This window comes from Polymorphospora sp. A560, assembly GCF_045781765.1.
GTDB classification, from domain to species: Bacteria; Actinomycetota; Actinomycetes; order Mycobacteriales; family Micromonosporaceae; genus Polymorphospora; species Polymorphospora lycopeni.
Genome location: NZ_CP122282.1, coordinates 931,519 through 950,416, shown reverse-complemented (window position 1 = coordinate 950,416; position 18,898 = coordinate 931,519). Strand labels below are relative to the sequence as shown.

Genomic DNA, 18,898 nt, shown 5'->3' with positions numbered 1-18,898 from the left:
GGGTGGAGTCAGAGGTCCAGCAGGGTGCGGAGGTGGCGGGGTGGGGGCGAGCCGTGCGCGAGCATCGCGTCGTGCCACTCGCGCCGGGTCCGGCCGGCCGGCCGCCGCGCGCCGATCTCGGCGACCTCGGTGTAGCCGACGAAGTACGTCGAGAGCTGGGTCGAGGTGAGCAGGGCCCGCCGCCACTTGCCGGCCGCCTCGCCCTCCTCCTGGAATCCCGGCCCGGTCATCAGCGCCATCCCGTCGGCCTCGGACAGGTCCTCGCAGTGCACGAGCTGGTCGAGGATCGCGTTGATCGACATCCGCAGCCGCATCTTGAGCTGCTGGAGCCGCACCGGCAGGCCGCCGTACCCGAGTTCGGTCATCACCTGCTCGGCGTAGACCGCCCAGCCCTCCACGAACGGACCCGACCAGCCGAGCGCCCGGACCCGGGTCGTGCCACGGAACCGCCGGGCGTGGGCCAGTTGCAGGAAGTGGCCGGGCATCGCCTCGTGGACGGTCAGGTTCTCGATCATGTGGTTGTTGTATTCGCGGTAGAACGACTCGACCCGCTCCGCCGGCCAGTCCGACGGTGGGGGCGCGATGCAGTAGAGGGTCGGCACGTCGGCGGTCTCCAGCGGGCCGGGCGGGTCGCAGTACGCGACCGCGACGCCCCGGGCGAACTCCGGCATCAACTGGATGACGCACGGATCGGTGACCGGCGACACCACGTCGTGACCGGCAACGAACTCGGTCGTCGCGGCCAGCGACCGGGCCGCCGCGGCCACGATCGACGCGTCGTCGGGGTGCTCGGCGCCGAGTCGGTCCAGGGCCCGCCGTACGGTCTCGTCGGTGGCCGGCCCACCGACCAGCTCGGCCGCTGCCGCGCGCAACTCCTCCCCCGCCTCCGCCAGGTGGGCCCGCGCCCGGCGCAGCACCTCGGCGGCGGGCAGCTCGGTGTCGAGGGTGTGCCAGAGCCGGGCCTCCCACAGCCGCCGGCCGAGCCGCGGATCGCGGCCCGGACCGCGGTCGACCCGGAGCCAGGCGGAGAAGTCCTCCAGCGCGGTGACCGCGTCGCGGGCGACCGGTTCCAGCCGGTCGCGCAGGCCGGGCGCCTGGTCGAGCAGCGCCGGCAGCTCGTCGCGGACCAGCGCCGCCGTGCCGGCGAACTGGCCGGCGGCGGTCTCGGCGTGGATACGCGGCACGTCCCGCAGGGTCGCCCGGGCCGTCGCGAGGGCGTCGGGTACGGCGGCGAGCCGGCCGGCGAGGCTCGCCAGCCGTACGTCGACCGGGGCGAACGGGCGGGCCAGCAGCGCGTAGAGCAGCGGCCCGGGGTTGTGCTTCAGCGGGTCCCACTCGTGGGTGCGTACCTCGGTCAGTTCGAACGTCTGGCGCTCGACGAGGGCGGTCAGGATGGCGTGGTCGACCTGTTCCTGCCGGTCGAGGGGGTCGACGTCGACCTCGGCGAGCGCGTTGCCGGCCTCGCGCAGCATGGCGAGCCGGGCGGCGACACCGTCGGTGGACAGGTCGGGCAGCCGGTCGTCGGCCCGATGGTCACCGGCGGACGAGGCGAGGGCGGGGTCACTGTCGAGGAGCGCTTCGACGATCCGGTCGGCGAGCGGAGCGAACTGCGGCATCCCGCCAACCTACGACAACCGCCGCGTGCCCCGCCGCCCTCCACGATCCCCGTGATCAGGGAGCTGTTCGGACGGGTCGCCGGCGTGTCGCGGCCCCGGCCCGATCAGACGGAACCCTCGGCGGCGCGTACCGCCTCGGCGTAGGCGAGCGCCGTCCGGCGCAGGGCCGCCTCCGCGTCCAGCCCCTCGGCCCGCGCCCGCGCCACGATCGCCAGCAGTTCCACTCCCAGGCCGTGCTCGGCGACCGACGCGTCCGGCGCCTCCGCCTCGGCGGCGGGCTCGGGGACCGGGCCACCGGTCGGCAGCGGCACCGCGACGCCGGCCCGTTCCGCCCGTTGCAGGATCTTCGCGGCCAGGGCCAGCGCCGGCTGGGCGAGCGCGATCCCGTCCATGGCCGAACCACGGGCCTTCTCCGCCCGCTTGATCTGCTCCCAGTTGTCGACGATCTCGTCGATGTCCTCGACCGTGCGGCCGGCGAAGACGTGCGGATTGCGGCGGATCATCTTCTCCACCAGGCCGCCGGCCACGTCGTCGACGTTCCACCTCTCGCCCTCGGGCCGCTCCTGCGCGAGCCGGGCGTGCAGCACCACCTGGAGCAGGACGTCGCCCAGCTCCTCGCGCAACGCGTCCAGGTCACCGGCCTCGATCGCGTCGTACGCCTCGTAGCACTCCTCGAGCAGGAACTGGGCCAGGCTGGCATGCGTCTGCGCCCGCTTCCACGGGTCGCCGCCTGGTGACGCCAGCCGGTCCATCACGGCCACCGCGTCCAGCAGCCGGGCCCCGGGCGGGTCCCACGAGCCGTACATCAGCTCCAGCTCGGCCAGGCCGGGTTCGCGGACCAGGCGCAGCCCCAGCTCGCGGGCCAGCGCCTGGTCACCGGCCGGGCCGGCGAGCCAGACCACCGTACGGCCGGCACCGGCGACCGCCAGCAGGTCGGCCGCCGGGTCCTCGGTGACGGTGACCTCGGCGCCCGCCGCGCGCACCGCCGTGACCATCTCGCCGTCCGCCCCGGCGAAGACCGGATTGGCGCGTACGACGTCCCACGCCGCCGCCGTCAGCAGACCGGCCGGCAGGCGGGGCGAGGTGACCAGCAGTACGATCCGCGCCATGCGGTCAGCGGTTGATGACCGCGGGCTCGGCGGTCTTCGCCTCGAACGGCAGGATCACCAGCGGCTGCGGCTGCCCGTCGGGGCCCTGGAAGGTGACCAGCGCGAGCTGGGCCGGGGCATACCGGGGGTTGACCGTCGCGTCGACCTTCCGCACCTGCGCGAAGACCTCGTCGCGCAGGCCGATGCTCTGCGACAGCGTCTGGCGGTCCTGCGTGCCGAGGGTGGCGACGAACTCCTCGAAGCTCGGCGCCGGGTCGCGGAAGCCGCCACCCTTCGCCAGCCGGTCGTAGACGTCGCGCAGGTCGGCCTCGCTCGGCTCGACCGGCTGCGAGGCGCCGACCAGCGCCTGCACGTAGCCCTCGTATTCGGCGAACCGCTGGGTGAACTCCGCGGTCGGCGGCAGCCGGAGCTGCTGCACGACCTGCTCGACCGCGATCGGGGTCGCGGTCAGGCCCTTCTCCCGGGCGAGCCCGCCGAGCACGTCGATGCCGAGCAGGGTCACCACGATGTCCTGCCGGGTGATCGGCAGGGTGACCTCGGTCGGGGTCGGCCCCTCGGTCTGCTCCGGCTGGGCGGCCCGCTGCTGCTCGATCACGGCGGTCAACTGGTCGAGCGCGTCGTTGTAGAGCGCGTCGACCCGCTTCTCGGTGATGTGGCCGTCGCCGACGTACGCGGCGACGCCCGGCTGCGACCGGCAGGCGGTCATCCCGCCGAGTCCAAGGGCGGCAATGACTGCTATCGACACCAGACGACGGGCACGCTGCATGGTCGACACTCTCTCACGCGTTCTCGGGGCGGGCCCCGGCCGGGTCGCCGAGGACATCCTTGAGCAACTGGGCGCACCAGTCCAGTAGCGCCTGGTCGCGCAGTGGCTCGCCGCCGATCCGGCGGGTGGTCGGCCGGGGCACGCTGACCTGGTCGGTCGCCGACTTGTAGACCGAGTCCGGGTGGTAGCGCTTGAGCCGCATCTGCTTGGAGTCCGGCAGTGGCAGCGGGCCGAACCGCAGGTGCCGGCCCTGCAACGAGACGTCGGTCAGGCCGTACGCGCGGGCCAGCAGCCGGAACCGGGCCACCGCGACCAGGTTCTGTACCGGCTCCGGCGGGGTGCCGTAGCGGTCGGTCATCTCGGCGACCACCTCGCGCAGCCGGGCGTCGTCGCGGGCCTCGGCGAGCTTGCGGTACATCTCCAGACGCAGCCGCTCCACGCCGACGTAGTCGTGCGGCAGGTGCGCGTCGACCGGCAGATCGATCTTGACGTCGACCTCCTCCTCCGGCCGCTCGCCCTTGAACTGCTGCACCGCCTCGCCGACCATCCGGACGTAGAGGTCGAAGCCGACCCCCTCGATGTGCCCGGACTGCTCGCCGCCGAGCAGGTTGCCGGCGCCCCGGATCTCCAGGTCCTTCATCGCCACGTACATGCCGGCGCCGAGTTCGGTGTGCTGGGCGATGGTGGCCAGCCGCTCGTGCGCGTGCTCGGTCAGCGGCTTCTCCGGCGGGTAGAGGAAGTAGGCGTACGCCCGCTCCCGGCCCCGGCCGACCCGGCCCCGGATCTGGTGCAGCTGGGCCAGGCCGAGCAGGTCGGCCCGCTCCACGATCAGGGTGTTCGCGTTCGGGATGTCGATGCCGGACTCGACGATCGTGGTGCAGACCAGTACGTCGTACTCCTTCTCCCAGAAGCCGACCATGACCTTCTCCAGGGCGTCCTCGCCCATCTGGCCGTGCGCCACCGCGACCCGGGCCTCGGGCACCAGCTCACGCAGCCGGCGGGCCGCCCGGTCGATCGACTCGACCCGGTTGTGCAGGTAGAAGACCTGGCCGTCGCGGAGCAGCTCGCGGTGGATCGACGCGGCGACCTGCTTGTCGTCGTACGCCCCGACGAACGTCAGCACCGGGTGCCGCTCCTCCGGCGGGGTGGCGATCGTCGACATCTCCCGGATGCCGGTGATCGCCATCTCCAGGGTGCGCGGGATCGGGGTGGCCGACATGGTCAGCACGTCGACCGCCGTACGCAGCGTCTTCAGGTGTTCCTTGTGCTCGACGCCGAAACGCTGCTCCTCGTCGACGATGACCATGCCGAGCTGCTTGAACCGGGTCGCCGACTGCAGCAGCCGGTGGGTGCCGATGACGATGTCGGCACTGCCGTCGGCGGCGGACGCGAGCGTCTGCTCGGCCTCCTTCGGCGTCTGGAACCGGGACAGTTGCCGGATCTGGACCGGGAACTGACTCATCCGCTCGGCGAACGTGTTGTAGTGCTGCTGGGCGAGCAGCGTCGTCGGCACCAGCACCGCCACCTGCTTGCCGTCCTGCACCGCCTTGAACGCCGCCCGTACCGCGATCTCGGTCTTGCCGTAGCCGACATCGCCGCAGATCAGCCGGTCCATCGGCGCCTGCTGCTCCATGTCCCGCTTGACCTCTTCGATCGCGGCGAGCTGGTCCGGCGTCTCGGTGTAGGGGAACGCGTCCTCCAACTCCCGCTGCCACGGGGTGTCCGGCCCGTACGCGTGGCCCTTGGACGCCTTGCGGGCGGCGTAGAGCTGGATGAGCTGGGCGGCGATCTCGCGGACCGCCTTGCGGGCCCGGGCCTTGGCCTTCTGCCAGTCCGAGCCACCCATCTTGTGCAGGGTGGGCTGTTCGCCGCCGACGTAGCGGGAGAGCTGGTCGAGCTGGTCGGTGGGGACGAAGAGCCGATCACCTGGCTGACCGCGCTTCGAGGCGGCGTACTCGATGACCAGGTATTCGCGTTCGGCGCCGTTGACGGTGCGCTGCATCAGTTCCACGTACCGGCCGATGCCGTGCTGCTCGTGCACCACGTGGTCGCCGGCCTTCAGCTCCAGCGGGTCGATGGTGTTGCGCCGCCGGCTCGGCATCTTGCGCATGTCCCGGGTCGACGCGCCCCGGCCGCCGGTGACGTCGTTGCCGGTGAGTACGGCGAGCCGGGCCGCCTCGTCGACGAAGCCGTGGTTGAGCGCGCCGCACGCGACGACGAGCTGGCCGGCGGCCGGCGGCTGCTCGATCGTCTCGGTGAGCACCGCGCCGAGCCCGGCGTCGCGCAGCACCTCGACCGACCGCTGTGCCGGACCGTGGCCCTCGAAGACCAGCGCGACCGCCCAGCCGTCGCCGACCCAGCGCTTCAGGTCGTCGACGACCCGGCCGGTGTCGCCGTGGTAGAGCTGGGTCGGGTGGGCGGCGAGGGTGACCGCGTCACTCGTGTCCGGGGTGACGGCCACCTCCTCCGGCTCGTCCAGCCACGGCTGCGGTTCGCCGGCCGCCGCCTCGCCCTCGACCAGGCCGAACGGCGCCATCGACCACCACGGCTGGCGCAGCGTGGCGGCGGTGGCGCGCACCTCGGCCAGCGTCCGGAACGCGGCCGCGCCCAGGTCGATCGGGGCCTGGCCGCCAACGGCGGCCGCCGCCCAGCTCGCCTCCAGGAACTCCGCCGACGTACGGACCAGGTCGTGGGCGCGGGTGCGGATCCGTTCCGGGTCGCAGAGCAGTACGTGGGTGCCGGCCGGCATCCGGTGCAGCAGCAGCTCCATCGCGCCGGTGCCGTCGAGCAGGGCCGGGGCCAGCGACTCCATCCCCTCCACCGGGATGCCCTCGGCCAGCTTCTCCAGGATCTCCGCCAGCTCCGGGTGCTGCTCGGCCAGCTCGGCCGCCCGGGCCCGGACCTTCGGGGTGAGCAGCAGTTCCCGGCACGGCGGGGCGTGCAGCCGGTCGACCGCCTCGATCGTGCGCTGGTCGGCGACGGCGAAGGTGCGGATCTCCTCGATCTCGTCGCCCCAGAACTCGACCCGCGACGGGTGCTCGTCGACCGGCGGGAAGACGTCGAGGATGCCGCCCCGCACGGCGAACTCTCCGCGCTTGGTGACCAGGTCGACCCGGGCGTACGCCAGGTCGGTCAGCCGCCGGACGATGTCGTCGAGCGACGCCTCACCCTTCAGGGCAAGCTCGACCGGCTCCAGGTCACCGAGCCCCTTGAGCTGCGGCTGGAGCACCGACCGTACGGGGGCGACGACCACCTTCAGCGGGTCGCCCAGTTCGGGGTGGGTGAGCCGGCGCAGGATCGCCAGCCGCCGGCCGACGGTGTCCGACCGCGGCGACAGCCGCTCGTGCGGCAGCGTCTCCCACGACGGGAACACCGCCACCTGCTCCGGCGGCAGCAGGCTGTGCAGCGCGGCGGCCAGGTCGTCGGCCTCCCGGCTGGTCGCGGTGACCGCCAGCACCGGCCGGTCCGCCCCGCCGCGGTCGGCCGTGGCGGCCATCGCGGCCACGACGAACGGGCGCAGCGCCGGCGGTGCCGTCACGTCGAGGTCGTCGGCCTGGCCGAAGCCGGCCCGGGCCAGGTCTCGGGCACGGGCGAGCCCCTTGTCGCCGAGGGCGGCGGTGAGCAGACCGGAGAGCATCATGGGACGTCACTTCCTCGCGTGGCACGGGGAGGCACCGGATCGTGGAGGCACGCGCGAGCGCCCCCGCGCCCGGTAGGGGCGGGGGTCGAAGCGTGCCCGACCAGCCTATCCCCGCCGGATCCGGGACCGCCGCACGATAACCGCTTGCCCCGTGCCCGTACCTCTGATCGGCTTCCTCGATGGCTGAACAGTGGCGGGTACGGTTCGACGCCGAGGTGACCTTCACCAATGGTGGCGGGCTGCGTACCGAGGACTTCCGGCTCGACATCCCGGGGTCGGACATCAGCGACGACGATCTCGCCGCGCTCTTCGTACGGCACCTGGGGCTGCTCATGGTCGCCGAGGTGCGGATCAGCGGGAAGACCCTGCTCCGCGAGGCGCATCGAGGTGGTCGCGGCACCGGCACCACCGCCGCTGCCGGGAGTGGGCGGGGCGGGCGGCGGCTGGTCGAACTGAGCCACGTCATCCACGGCGGCATGACGACGCTGCCCGGGTGGCCCGGCCCGGTGATCGACGAGTGGCTGTCACGCGAGGCGTCCCGGGCCCGCTACGCCGAGGGCGTCGAGTTCCACGTCGCCCGGATCACCATGATCGGCAACACGGGTACGTACGTCGACACGCCCGCACACCGCTATGCCGGCACACCCGATCTCTCCGGCGTCGGGCTCGACCGACTCGCCGACCTGCCCGGTCTCGTCGTACGCGTCCCGGACGGGATACGTGCCGTCGACCGGCTGCTGCTCGCCCCGTACGAGGTGACCGGCCGGGCGGTGCTGCTGCACACCGGTTGGGACGCGCACTTCGGCACCGAGCGGTACGGCGGCCCGGATCACCCGTACCTCTCCGGGGACGGGGCGCGGTGGCTGGTCGAACAGGGTGCGGCGCTGGTCGGCATCGACTCGTTGAACATCGACGACTCCTCCCCCGCCGCCGGCGGGCAGCGGCCGGCGCACAGCGCACTGCTGGCCGCCGGCATCCCGATCGTCGAGCACCTGCGTGGCCTCGACCAGCTTCCGCCGGAGGGCTTCCGCTTCACCGCGGCGCCACCGATGGTCGCCGGGATGGGCACCCTCCCCGTACGCGCCTTCGCCGTGCTGCCCTGACTCCACCGTCGGCCGTCGGCGCGGGGCGACGGGGTCGTCCGGCGGGCGACATGCTCGCCGGATGCCACGCACCGCCAAAGTTCCACGAGAGTTGGCCTTCCTCCCGTTTCTCGGCAGTCGAGCCATCGCCGACGGACTCCTCACCAGGGACATGCTGCGCGGGGCCGCCTATTGCCCGACGTCTACGTGTCCGCTGACGGCTACCGTCCCGAGGACCACCGGATGTGGTGCGAGGCCGTCGCGCTGACCCTGCCGCCTGGTGGGGCCTTCTGCGGGCTCAGCGCGGCCTACCTCTGGGGCGTCGATCTCCTTGATCGGCGAACTCCGGTGTCCGTCGCACTGCCGGACGGTGCCCGGCGCCGGCGACACCCACGAATCCGGTACGGCTACCCCCGCCTGGCCCCCGGCGACCGCGACCGCCTGGCGGGACTCCCGGTCACTACACCCGTCCGAACCGCATACGACCTCGGCCGGCAGGCATCCACGACCGAAGGCGTCGTCGCCGTCGACGCACTGCTCGGCCGGCGACTCGTCCGGGTCGACCAACTCAGGGAGTACGCCGCCGCGCGGCGGCGCCGGCCCGGCGTGGACAGGTTCAGGCGGGCTCTCGCCCTCGCCGATCCGCTGAGCGGTTCCCCGATGGAGACCCGGCTCCGGCTCACCCTTGTCAAGGGTGGCCTCCCAACGCCGGTACTCCAGTTCGAGATCCACGACGGCCGGGGCGGATTCATCGGTCGAGTCGACCTCGCCTACCCACAGTGGCGTATCGCGATCGAATACGAAGGCAACCATCACCGGGAACGCTCACAGTTCCGCCGGGACATCGCCCGACTGAACGCGCTGCGGGCGCAGGGTTGGCTCGTACTCCGGTTCACCGCCGACGACGTGCTCCGGCAGCCGGCACGGCTGCTCGCTCTGGTCTGCCAGGCGGTCCAGGAACGCCGCCGGACCGCACCGCCGGCCACGAACTGAGCGTGAGAGGGGTTATCCAGCGGTGATAACCCCTCTCACGCTCAGTTCGTGCCGGGCACCGAGGCGGCGGGCGGCAGTCAGGACAGACGGGCGTCCGTCAGTAGCGGACGGAGATGCGGCGTTGGGCGGCGTCGACGCGGGCGAGGCCGCCGTACGGGATGATCAACTGTGGGTCGGTGTGGCCGAGGTCCGCGTCGAAGACGAGCACGGCGTCCGGGTTGTACTCCCCGACGGCGCGGGTGACCGCCGCACGCTGGGCCGCCGCGTACTCCTGCTTCTGCGGCGGCGACAGCCGCTTGGCGAAGTCCCAGGACTTGGGGCGGCCGACGACGACGGCCGGGAACTTCGTCAGCAGGCCGCGCTCGCCGAGGTTGCGCAGGATGCGGTAGACCTCGACGTCCGACGGCAACTCTTCCGACGTCTCCACGACCAGGATGCCGCCCCGCTCGACGGCACCACCCGACGCGGTGGCAGCGCCCGACGCCACGGCGGGGTCGGGCGGCGGGCCCAGCCACGGGGTCGGGCCGACCCGGTTCGTGGCGAGCAGCCAGTGGAGGATCTCCAGGTTGCCGCCCCAGACCGGCCCCTCGACCACCGTCGCCGGCCCCTGCCAGTGCCATCCCGTCCCGGGAAACATCGGCGGGTCGCGGTCGAGGTTGGCCGGGTCGGCCCAGTCGGCGGGCTCGTCGGTCCAACTGTCGGCGGGTGTGAGGTCGTACCAGCCGGACGTGAACAGGGCGGCGCGCAGCGACTCCGCGCTCTGCGGGTGCAGCGCCCCTGGCCTGCCGAGGTGCACCAGGACCGAACCCCCGTGATACGACACGATGCCGAGCCCGAAGAGGTGGTTGAGCAGGTTGGTGTTGTCGGAGTAGCCGAAGAACGGCTTCGGGTTGGCGCGCAGCACGGCGTCGTCGAGGTGCGGGACGACGGTGATCTGGTCGTCGCCGCCGACGGTGGCGAGTACGGCGGTGATCGTCGGGTCGGCGAACGCGGCTGTGATGTCCCGGGCCCGGTCGGTGGCGCTGGCCCCCATCACCCGGGTGGTCGGGTATTCGACCGGTTCGAGGAGGAACTCCTCGCGCAGCCGGCGCAGGCCGAGTTCGTACACGTGCGGGAAGATCGCCGGCAGGCCGGCGGACGGGGAGATCACCGCGACCCGGTCACCGGGCTTCGGCTTCGGCGGATAGCGCATGCCGACCGACGCTATCCCTGGCCGGCGGCCCGGGCACGCGGTTTTCGGCCCACTTACTTATCGCACCTTTCGGGCGATATAGGGTAGCGATCAGGTAACCCCTGAGACTTGACTCACCACCCCGACCCCGGCCGGTGGCACCGCCGATAGCATTCTTGGAGCCGGACAGCGCTGTCCTCCGTACAACTGTAAGGAGCGCACGGTGACCGACCAGCTAGACCACGACGGCCCCGACGCGGCGCTGCGCGCCGACATCCGGCGGCTCGGCACCCTCCTCGGACAGACCCTGGCCCGCCAGGAGGGGCGTCCCCTGCTCGACCTGGTCGAGGAGATCCGCGCCCTGGTCCGGTCCGACGCCGAGGCCGCCGCGCTGCGGCTCGCCGCGATGGACGTCACCACGGGCACCAAGCTGGCCCGCGCCTTCTCCACCTACTTCCACCTCGCCAACATCACCGAGCAGGTGCACCGCTCCCGCGACCTGCGCCGCCGCCGCGCCACCCAGGGCGGCTGGCTGGACCAGGCCGCCAAGCTGATCGCCGAACGCGGCGTGCCCGCCGACGAGATCGCCGCCGCCGCCCGGCGGCTGGCCGTACGGCCGGTCTTCACCGCGCACCCGACCGAGGCCGCCCGGCGGTCGATCCTGTCGAAGCTGCGTGCCGTCGCCGACGAACTCGACGCCGAGGCCGCCAACTCGGTGCTGTACGGCGCCACCGACGAGGGACCGACCAGCCGGCGCCTCGCCGAACTGCTGGACCTGCTGTGGCAGACCGACGAGCTGCGGCTGGACCGGCCCGACCCGACCGACGAGGCCCGCAACGCCGTCTACTACCTGCGTGACCTCTACGGCGACGCCGCCCCGCAGGTGCTCGACGACCTCGCCGACACGCTGCGGACCCTCGGCGTGGAGACGTCGCCGACCAGCCGGCCGCTGACCTTCGGCACCTGGATCGGCGGCGACCGCGACGGCAACCCGTTCGTCACCCCGACCGTCACCCGCGACGTGCTGCTCATCCAGCACGAGCACGGCATCCAGGCGACCGAGAAGGCGATGGACGCCCTCATCGACGAGGTGTCGGTGTCCCGCCGGCTGCGCGGGGTCTCGCTGGACCTGTCCGCCAGTCTCGCCAAGGACCTCGACGCGCTGCCCGAGGTCGCGCCCCGGTTCCGGCGCACGAACGCCGAGGAGCCCTACCGGCTCAAGGCGCGCTGCGTGAAGGCCAAGCTCGACAACACCCGGCAGCGGCTGGCCCGGGGCACCGCGCACGTGCCGGGCCGCGACTACCGGGGCTCCGGCGAACTGCTCGCCGACCTGGAGGTGATGCGGGCGTCGCTGGCCCGCAACGCCGGGCAGCTCACCGCCGTCGGCAAGCTCGCCTCGGTGATCCGTACGGTGTCGTCGTTCGGGCTGCACCTGGCCACGATGGACGTACGCGAGCACGCCGAGGCGCACCACGCGGTGCTGGCCCAGCTCTACGGGCGGGTCGGCGAGGTGACCGACTACAACCGGCTGTCGCGGGCCGACCGGACCAAGCTGCTGGCCGAGGAACTCACCGGCCGGCGGCCGCTGACCAGCATCGACACCCCGTTGACCGAGGGCGCGCGAAAGACGTTCGACGTGTTCGGCACGATCCGCGACGCGCAGGAGCGGTTCGGGGCCGAGGTGGTCGAGTCGTACATCATCTCGATGACGCTCGGGGTCGACGACGTGCTCGCCGCGGCCGTGCTGGCCCGCGAGGCCGGGCTGGTCGACGTGCACAACGGCCGGGCCCGGATCGGGTTCGTGCCGCTGCTGGAGACGCCCGCCGAGTTGAACGCCGGCGGCGAACTGCTCGACGAGATGCTGTCGCTGCCCGCCTACCGGGCGATCGTCGCGGCCCGGGGCGACGTGCAGGAGGTGATGCTCGGCTACTCCGACTCCAACAAGGAGGCCGGAATCACCACGTCGCAGTGGTCGATCCACCGGGCCCAGCGGTCGCTGCGTGACGTGGCGGCCCGGCACGGCGTACGGCTGCGGCTCTTCCACGGCCGGGGCGGCACCGTCGGCCGGGGCGGCGGCCCGACCCACGAGGCGATCCTGGCCCAGCCGTACGGCACCCTCGACGGCGCGATCAAGGTCACCGAGCAGGGTGAGGTCATCTCCGACAAGTACACGCTGCCGGCGCTGGCCCGGGAGAACCTCGAACTGACCGTCGCCGCGGTGCTCCAGGCGACGTTGCTGCACACCACGCCGCGGCAGCCGGAGGAGCAGTTGGAGCGGTGGGACGCCGCGATGGACGTCGTCTCCGACGCCGCGTTCCGCGTCTACCGTGCCCTGGTCGAGAACCCGGACCTGCCGGAATACTTCTGGGCGTCGACGCCGACCGAGCTGCTCGGTGCCCTCAACATCGGTTCCCGTCCGTCGAAGCGGCCGAACACCGGTGCCGGGTTGGGCGGCCTGCGTGCCATCCCGTGGGTCTTCGGCTGGACCCAGTCGCGGCAGATCGTGCCCGGCTGGTTCGGGGTCGGGTCGGGGCTGGCGGCGGCCCGGGCGGCGGGGCTGTCGGATGTCCTGACCGAGATGCACGACAACTGGCACTTCTTCCGTACGTTCGTGTCGAACGTCGAGATGATGCTGACCAAGACCGACCTCAGCATCGCCCGGCGGTACGTCGAGACGCTGGTGCCCGAGCCGCTACAGCCGATCTTCGCCACGATCGAGCAGGAGTACGAGCAGACCAGGCGCGAGGTGCTCGCCATCACCGGCGCACCCGACCTGCTGGAGAACTCGCCGGTGCTCCAGCGCACGCTGGCCGTCCGCGACACCTACCTGGAGCCGCTGCACCACCTGCAGGTGGCGCTGCTGCGGCAGTACCGGGACTCCGGTGCGGCCGGCCGGGCGGTGGCGACCGCCCCCGGCGCCCGGCGTGGTCCCGACGACGGCACCGCGCTGGAGCGGGCCCTGCTGACCACGGTCAACGGGATCGCCGCCGGCATGCGCAACACCGGCTGACCCTGGCCCCACGCGGCGGCGCGGCTGTGCCGCGCCGCCGCCCCGCCCGCGCCGCCCGGCCGTCACCAGCAAGATCCGCGTGATCAGGGAGTACGTCGCGCGGCACGCCGACGACACGCGGGACTTGGTCCCTGATCACGGGGATCTTGAGGGGTCAGCTCGTTTCGCCGGCGACGCTGAAGGAGCGCAGCCGGTCGACGGCCAGCACCGTCCCGGCCACGGTGATCAGGACGCTCATCACCACGGCCAGCGGGATGCCGACCGTGGCGGTCAGGATCTCGGTCGGGGCGATCTTGTCGGCCAGCGCCACCACGTACTGCTGGATGGACAGCACCCGGGTGCCGCTGACGAAGTTGCCGAGCAGCCCCTCCCAGATCAGCACGTAGACCAGGCCGAGCAGCACCGGCCGCCGGGTGAGCAGGCTCAGCGCCAGGAAGAACGCCGAGTAAGCCAGCGCACCGATCGCGCTGACCGCGACCAGGGCCAGCCCGAACCGTACCGAGTGGGCGAGCACCCCGGCGATGTAGAGCGGGATCGCGGCGGTGACCGTGGTGACCGCGGTCGCCACGAACAGCTTGGGCAGGATGATCTGCCAGCGGGGCAGCGGCGTGGTCAGGATGTGGACGACGGTTCCGTCGTCGATCTCGGAGCCGAGTACGCCGGTGCCGACGATGAGCGCGACGACGGGCAGTACGACGGCCAGCCCGAGGCCGAGCACGACCGCCTGCCCCCAGGCGTCGGGGTCGATGCCGACGATCCGGGACGCGACGGCGAGCGCGACCACCAGCAGCGGTAGTGGGACCAGCAGCAGGAACCGGCGGCGACCGAACAGGCCGCGGGCGGTGATCCAGGTGACGGTGGACAAGAAGACTCCTCTATGGACGATCGGCGGGCGCGGTGCCGGGCACGGTCACGCCTCCACCAGGTACGAGAACACGCTTTCCAGCGACTCGTCGGACGGCAGCAGGCGGTGGACCCGGATGCCGCTGGTGAGCGCGACCCGGGGCAGCACCCGGGTGAAGGTGCCGTAGTCGCTGGCGCGGACGGTCAGGCCGGCGCGGTCGAGTTCGACGCCGGCGACCGACGGCTCGGCGATGAGCGCGGTGGCCAGCCGCCGGTCGTCGGTCGACTGGACGGCGAAGACGTGCGGCCGGTTGGTCATCAGCCGCCGGATGGAGCGGAAGTCGCCGGACGCGGCGAGCCGGCCGGCGACGATGACCTGCACCGTGCCGGACAGTTGCTCGACCTCTTCGAGGATGTGCGAGCTGAACAGGATGGTCCGGCCGGCGTCCCCGAGCCGGTGCAGCAGGTCCATCATGTGCATCCGCTGCCGCGGGTCCATGCCGTTGAAGGGCTCGTCGAGCAGCAGCACCTGCGGGTCGTGGACGAGGGCGGCGGCGACCCGGGCCCGCTGCCGCATGCCCTTGGAGTACGTGCCGATCCGCCGGTGTTGCGCGTCGGCCATCTCGACCATGTCGATCGCCGCCTTGGCGGCGGCGACCGGATCGGGCAGCCCGTGCAGCCGGGCACTGGCCAGCACGAACTCGTACGCGCTGAGGAACGGGTAGGCCGCCTCACGCTCGCTGACCAGCCCGAGCCGCCGGTAGACCGACGGGTTGCGCCAGGTGGGCGCGCCGTCGACGGTGACGGTTCCCCGGGACGGGGCGAGGAAGCCGGCCATCATGTGCAGCAGGGTGGTCTTGCCGGCGCCGTTGGGGCCGAGCAGCCCGGTGACGCCCGGGCCGAGGGTCATCGTGACGTCGTTGACCGCGACGACGTTGCCGTACCAGCGGGAGACGCCCGCCAACTCGACGTTGCTCATGAGGCGGCGACCTTCCGGTATCGGGCGAGCAGCAGCAGGACGCAGGCGGCGACGAGGGCGACGGCGAACAGGGCGTACACGGGTCCGAAGTCACCGGGCATGCCCCCGGCCCCGCCGTCGAAGGTGATCAGCTGGTCGCGGAACAGCCAGATGCCGATGCCCTGCACGAGGGTGGACGGGGCGGCGATCCCGGCCAGTTCGTTGACGGCCTGCGACGGCATGACCGACAGCACGCCGGCGACCGGGGTGGTCATCAGGAAGACGGCGACGATGCCGCCGGCGGCGAACGCCCGCTTGCCGGTCAGGGAGGCGACGAGCAACCCGACGACGCCGAAGAGAACCGCCCACATGCCGGCGTAGAGCAGTCCGGGCACCAGGTCGAGGAACTCGTCCCAGACCGCGCCGGCGCCGCCCTCGATGGTGAACGCGGCCCCGAGGAACATCAGCAGCTGCGGTCCGCCGAGCAGCAGCCAGACCGCGGTGACGAGGGCGACCAGCTTCGCCAGGGCGTAGTCGCCGCGGCGCAACGGCCGGGAGAAGTAGAGCGGCAGGACGCCGCTGCGCAGGTCGCGGGAGACCAGCTCGGGCGCGACGATGGCGACGAAGAAGATGATCAGCCAGCTCAGCCCGTCGGCGAACTGGGCATAGGTGAACAGGACCTCGCCGAGTTGGGTCCGTACGCCGGTCGCGATGACCGCGACGAGGGTGACGATGCCGACGATCAGCCAGGGGAAGATCTTCGCCTTGGCGCTGCGGCCGAGGCCGAACGCCGTACGCAGCGCGTGTACGTAGAGCGAGCCGACCACGTACCGCCGGCCGAGCCGCGGCCCGGTGTAGCGCTGGTAGCCGATGTCGTGGATGACGCCCGCCGGGGCGTGGGTCTCAGGCGTGGGCACTGGTGGTCTCCCTCTGGGCGAACAGCTCGGCCACCCGGTGCCGCCGCTGGTCGAGACGGTGCAGCGGCAGCTCGAGTTCGGCCACCGCGGTCATGATGAGGTCGTACGTCCGGTCGTTCTCGACCGGTACGAGCAGCAGCCGGCCCTCGCGGCGCACCGGCAGCCGGTCCGCGGTGAGGCGGGCGGCGAGCTCGTCGACGCCCTCGCTGACCTCGATGGTGAGCACGTCGGTGGCGCCGGTCATGGCCGAGATGTTGTCGGCGCGCAGCAGCCGGCCGCCGTCGATCGCGATCAGCGAGTCGCAGATCCGCTCGACCTCGCCGAGCAGGTGTGAGCAGACGAGTACGGAGATGCCGAACTCGGTGCCGATGCGCTGGATGAGGTTGAGCATCGCGTCGCGGCCGGCCGGGTCGAGCCCGTTGGTGGGCTCGTCGAGCAGCAGCAGGTCGGGGTCGTGCACGAGCGCCTGGGCGAGCTTGACCCGCTGCTTCATGCCGGTGGAGTAGCCACCGATCTGCCGGTAGCGCTCCTCGTAGAGGCCGACGTGGCGCAGCGCCTCCGAAGCCCGCTCCCGGGCGATGGTGCGCGGCAACCCGCTGATCCGACCGAGGTGGGTGACGAATTCGGCCGCCGACAGGTCGGGCGGCAGGCTCTCGTGTTCGGGCATGTAGCCGACCCGGGCCCGGACCTGCTCGGCCTGCGTCGTGGGGTCGAGATCGAGGACCCGGAGCTGGCCGCTGCTCGGTTCGAGCAGACCGAGCATGATCTTGATGAAGGTCGACTTGCCCGCGCCGTTGGCGCCGACCAGGCCGACGATGCCCGGCTCGACCGTCACCGTCAGGTCGGACAGGGCGGTCACCCGCCCGCCGTACGTCTTGGTGAGCGACTGGGTCGCGATAAGTGTCACGCGCCCAGCGTAGGGATCGGCGGGCCGTCGTGGGACCGACCGAAGTCGACCCTTTTCCCTGAGCTTGCCCTGACGCTCCCGTCCGGCGACCCTAGGGGCGGACCCGGGGCAGCAGCGCGGCGCCCGCCATCGGTGCGCGATGATGGGGCAGGTTCCGGGACGGTAACGGCTGGGACGGAGGCGGTGCCGCGGCAACCGCGCCGTGGCACTCTCGACCGATGCCCGCCGGGGCTGCGAAACTGTGTGCCGGTCAGCAGTTGGGGGTGCGATGAGCAACGGGTGGGTGCTGCCCGATGGGGTGCTGCGGGACGCGCCGGCTTACACGCCGCGCCCGCACGAACTGGCCGACCTGGAGCTGCTGCTCTCCGGCGCGTACGCCCCGCTGACCGGGTTCCTCGGCAGGGTCGACCTGTCCGCGCTGCACCACCGGGCCCGGCTCGCCGACGGCACGCCGTGGCCGGTGCCGGTGACGCTGGAGGTGCCGGTCCAACTGGTCACCAACTTCGACCTGGACAACCCGTTGCACCGGGTGCTGGTGCTGACCGATCCGGAGGGTGCCCCGCTGGCGGCGGTCGACGTCACCGACCTCTGGTCGACCCGCGACGGCTGGGCCGGCGTCGGGGGCACGGTCCGGCGGCTCGGCGACGGCGCCAACGGCCCGTTCCAGCGGCTGCGCCGGGCACCGGCCGAGATCCGCGGGCTGCTGCCGCCCGGCCGGGTGCTGGGGGTGCTCGCCGACCGGCCGCTGCACCGGCCGCAACTGGCCCAGATCGCGCACGCGGCCCGTACCCTCGCCGCCCATGTGCTGATCCTGATCCCGTTGACCGAGCACGGGATCGACGGGCTCGCGCCCGAGGTGCTGGTCCGCAGCGTCTTCGCGGCCCGCGACCGGATGCCGCCGGCCACCCTGGTCGTGGTTCCGATGGCCCGGCGCGGCGACGAGATCCGCGACGCGTTGCTGCGGGCCCGGGTCGCCGCCGCGTACGGCGTGACCCATCTGCTGTCGACCGGTGACACGCTTTCCGGCGGCGGGTTGCGGGTGCTGGTGCCCCGCGAACTCGCCTACGACAGCCGCGACGGCCAGTGGCGCTGGCGCGACGACATCCCGCCGCGCAACCGGCGGCTGGCGCTGAGCCCGGCCGAGATCGAGGACCTCCTCGACCGCGGGTTCCCGCTGCCGGAATGGCACACGCCGCCGGCGGTCGCCAAGGAACTCGCCCGGGCCCGGCCGCCGCGCCGCTTCCGTGGACTGGTGCTGTTCTTCACCGGTCTGTCCGGGTCGGGCAAGTCGACGATCGCCCGGGGGGTCGCCGACGCGCTGCGGGAGAGCGGCGAACGGACGGTCACCCTGCTCGACGGTGACGTCGTACGCCGGGAACTGTCCGCCGGGCTCGGATTCAGCAAGGCCGACCGGGATCTCAACGTACGCCGGATCGGTTGGGTCGCGGCGGAGGTGGCCCGCCACCACGGGCTGGCGATCTGCTGCCCGATCGCCCCGTACGAACGGGCCCGGGCGACCGCGCGGGCGATGGCGCACGCCGCCGGGGCGGGCTTCGTGCTGGTACACGTCGCCACCCCGCTGGAGGTGTGCGAGCGGCGCGACCGCAAGGGCCTCTACGCGCGGGCCCGCGCCGGCCAACTGACCGGGATGACCGGCATCGACGACCCGTACGAGGTGCCGACCGACGCCGAACTTGTCGTGGACACCAGCAACTCGAGCATCGAGGCGGGTGTCGAGGCGGTCCTGCACTACCTGATCGAGACCGGCTGGGTGGAGCCCCATCTCCCCCCGACGGAGGCCTTAACCGGGCCTTAGCTCCGGCACAGCGCGGCGCTATCCCGTCCCGGGCGAACCTTTGGTCCACAGGCAACCGAAGGAGGCCCAC

13 protein-coding genes are annotated in these 18,898 nt (G+C 72.5%); 4 read left to right on the top strand and 9 right to left on the bottom strand.

Features of this window, described 5'->3' with window-relative positions; translation table 11 throughout:
- Window positions 1-8: 8 nt before the first annotated feature.
- From QCD66_RS04445 to mfd, 4 genes are all read right to left on the bottom strand, one after another.
- Window positions 9-1,616: a DUF885 domain-containing protein gene (locus QCD66_RS04445; protein ID WP_375734251.1), complete on the bottom strand. Its 1,608-nt coding sequence runs from the start codon at window positions 1,614-1,616 to the stop codon at window positions 9-11.
- Between the two features lie 104 nt (window positions 1,617-1,720).
- The gene (locus QCD66_RS04440) at window positions 1,721-2,725 is read right to left on the bottom strand and encodes a nucleoside triphosphate pyrophosphohydrolase (RefSeq protein WP_375734252.1); all 1,005 of its coding nucleotides are present in this window, start codon (window positions 2,723-2,725) and stop codon (window positions 1,721-1,723) included.
- A 4-nt stretch (window positions 2,726-2,729) separates the two neighbouring features.
- Window positions 2,730-3,431: a hypothetical protein gene (locus QCD66_RS04435; protein ID WP_375734253.1), complete on the bottom strand. Its 702-nt coding sequence runs from the start codon at window positions 3,429-3,431 to the stop codon at window positions 2,730-2,732.
- 73 nt (window positions 3,432-3,504) lie between these two features.
- Entirely contained in the window at window positions 3,505-7,128 is a 3,624-nt protein-coding gene (gene mfd / locus QCD66_RS04430; RefSeq protein ID WP_375734265.1) for a transcription-repair coupling factor, read from the bottom strand.
- A gap of 182 nt (window positions 7,129-7,310) precedes the next feature.
- Here mfd and QCD66_RS04425 point away from each other — a divergent pair, with 182 nt between their 5' ends.
- Window positions 7,311-8,234 (top strand): cyclase family protein, encoded by a 924-nt coding sequence (locus QCD66_RS04425; protein WP_375734254.1) that lies wholly within the window; start codon window positions 7,311-7,313, stop codon window positions 8,232-8,234.
- Between the two features lie 171 nt (window positions 8,235-8,405).
- The gene (locus QCD66_RS04420; RefSeq protein WP_407567010.1) at window positions 8,406-9,206 is read left to right on the top strand and encodes an endonuclease domain-containing protein; all 801 of its coding nucleotides are present in this window, start codon (window positions 8,406-8,408) and stop codon (window positions 9,204-9,206) included.
- A 97-nt stretch (window positions 9,207-9,303) separates the two neighbouring features.
- Here the strand turns inward: QCD66_RS04420 and QCD66_RS04415 are convergent, their stop codons facing one another.
- Window positions 9,304-10,398 carry a S66 peptidase family protein gene (locus tag QCD66_RS04415; protein WP_375734256.1) on the bottom strand — a complete coding sequence of 365 codons (1,095 nt, stop codon included), beginning with the start codon at window positions 10,396-10,398 and terminating at the stop codon, window positions 9,304-9,306.
- Window positions 10,399-10,600: 202 nt separating this feature from the next.
- On the opposite strand from QCD66_RS04415, the gene ppc reads away from it, so the two are divergent.
- Window positions 10,601-13,387 carry a phosphoenolpyruvate carboxylase gene (gene ppc / locus QCD66_RS04410; RefSeq protein WP_364215795.1) on the top strand — a complete coding sequence of 929 codons (2,787 nt, stop codon included), beginning with the start codon at window positions 10,601-10,603 and terminating at the stop codon, window positions 13,385-13,387.
- A 154-nt stretch (window positions 13,388-13,541) separates the two neighbouring features.
- Here the strand turns inward: ppc and QCD66_RS04405 are convergent, their stop codons facing one another.
- From QCD66_RS04405 to QCD66_RS04390, 4 genes are read right to left on the bottom strand one after another with little or no spacing between them, the layout of a single operon-like run.
- On the bottom strand, window positions 13,542-14,252 hold the full coding sequence (locus QCD66_RS04405) for an ABC transporter permease (RefSeq protein ID WP_375734257.1): 711 nt from the start codon (window positions 14,250-14,252) through the stop codon (window positions 13,542-13,544).
- 45 nt (window positions 14,253-14,297) lie between these two features.
- Complete coding sequence (locus QCD66_RS04400) at window positions 14,298-15,209, bottom strand: ABC transporter ATP-binding protein (RefSeq protein WP_364215789.1); 912 nt, start codon at window positions 15,207-15,209, stop codon at window positions 14,298-14,300.
- The gene (locus tag QCD66_RS04395) at window positions 15,206-16,105 is read right to left on the bottom strand and encodes an ABC transporter permease (protein ID WP_375734260.1); all 900 of its coding nucleotides are present in this window, start codon (window positions 16,103-16,105) and stop codon (window positions 15,206-15,208) included. The genes QCD66_RS04400 and QCD66_RS04395 overlap by 4 nt, the downstream gene beginning before the upstream one ends.
- Window positions 16,092-17,012 carry an ABC transporter ATP-binding protein gene (locus QCD66_RS04390; RefSeq protein ID WP_364215783.1) on the bottom strand — a complete coding sequence of 307 codons (921 nt, stop codon included), beginning with the start codon at window positions 17,010-17,012 and terminating at the stop codon, window positions 16,092-16,094. Before QCD66_RS04390 ends, QCD66_RS04395 begins: the two co-directional genes overlap by 14 nt.
- A 268-nt stretch (window positions 17,013-17,280) precedes the next feature.
- Here QCD66_RS04390 and cysC point away from each other — a divergent pair, with 268 nt between their 5' ends.
- Entirely contained in the window at window positions 17,281-18,828 is a 1,548-nt protein-coding gene (gene cysC, locus QCD66_RS04385) for an adenylyl-sulfate kinase (RefSeq protein WP_375734261.1), read from the top strand.
- Window positions 18,829-18,898 lie beyond the last annotated feature (70 nt).

Excerpts from the sequence above, each read along its gene's own strand:
- QCD66_RS04445 (WP_375734251.1), bottom strand. The coding sequence starts at position 1,616 with ATGCCGCAGTTCGCTCCGCTCGCCGACCGGATCGTCGAAGCGCTCCTC.
- QCD66_RS04440 (WP_375734252.1), bottom strand. The coding sequence starts at position 2,725 with ATGGCGCGGATCGTACTGCTGGTCACCTCGCCCCGCCTGCCGGCCGGT.
- QCD66_RS04435 (WP_375734253.1), bottom strand. The coding sequence starts at position 3,431 with ATGACCGCCTGCCGGTCGCAGCCGGGCGTCGCCGCGTACGTCGGCGAC.
- mfd (WP_375734265.1), bottom strand. The coding sequence starts at position 7,128 with ATGCTCTCCGGTCTGCTCACCGCCGCCCTCGGCGACAAGGGGCTCGCC.
- QCD66_RS04425 (WP_375734254.1), top strand. The coding sequence starts at position 7,311 with ATGGCTGAACAGTGGCGGGTACGGTTCGACGCCGAGGTGACCTTCACC.
- QCD66_RS04415 (WP_375734256.1), bottom strand. The coding sequence starts at position 10,398 with ATGCGCTATCCGCCGAAGCCGAAGCCCGGTGACCGGGTCGCGGTGATC.
- QCD66_RS04400 (WP_364215789.1), bottom strand. The coding sequence starts at position 15,209 with ATGAGCAACGTCGAGTTGGCGGGCGTCTCCCGCTGGTACGGCAACGTC.
- cysC (WP_375734261.1), top strand. The coding sequence starts at position 17,281 with ATGAGCAACGGGTGGGTGCTGCCCGATGGGGTGCTGCGGGACGCGCCG.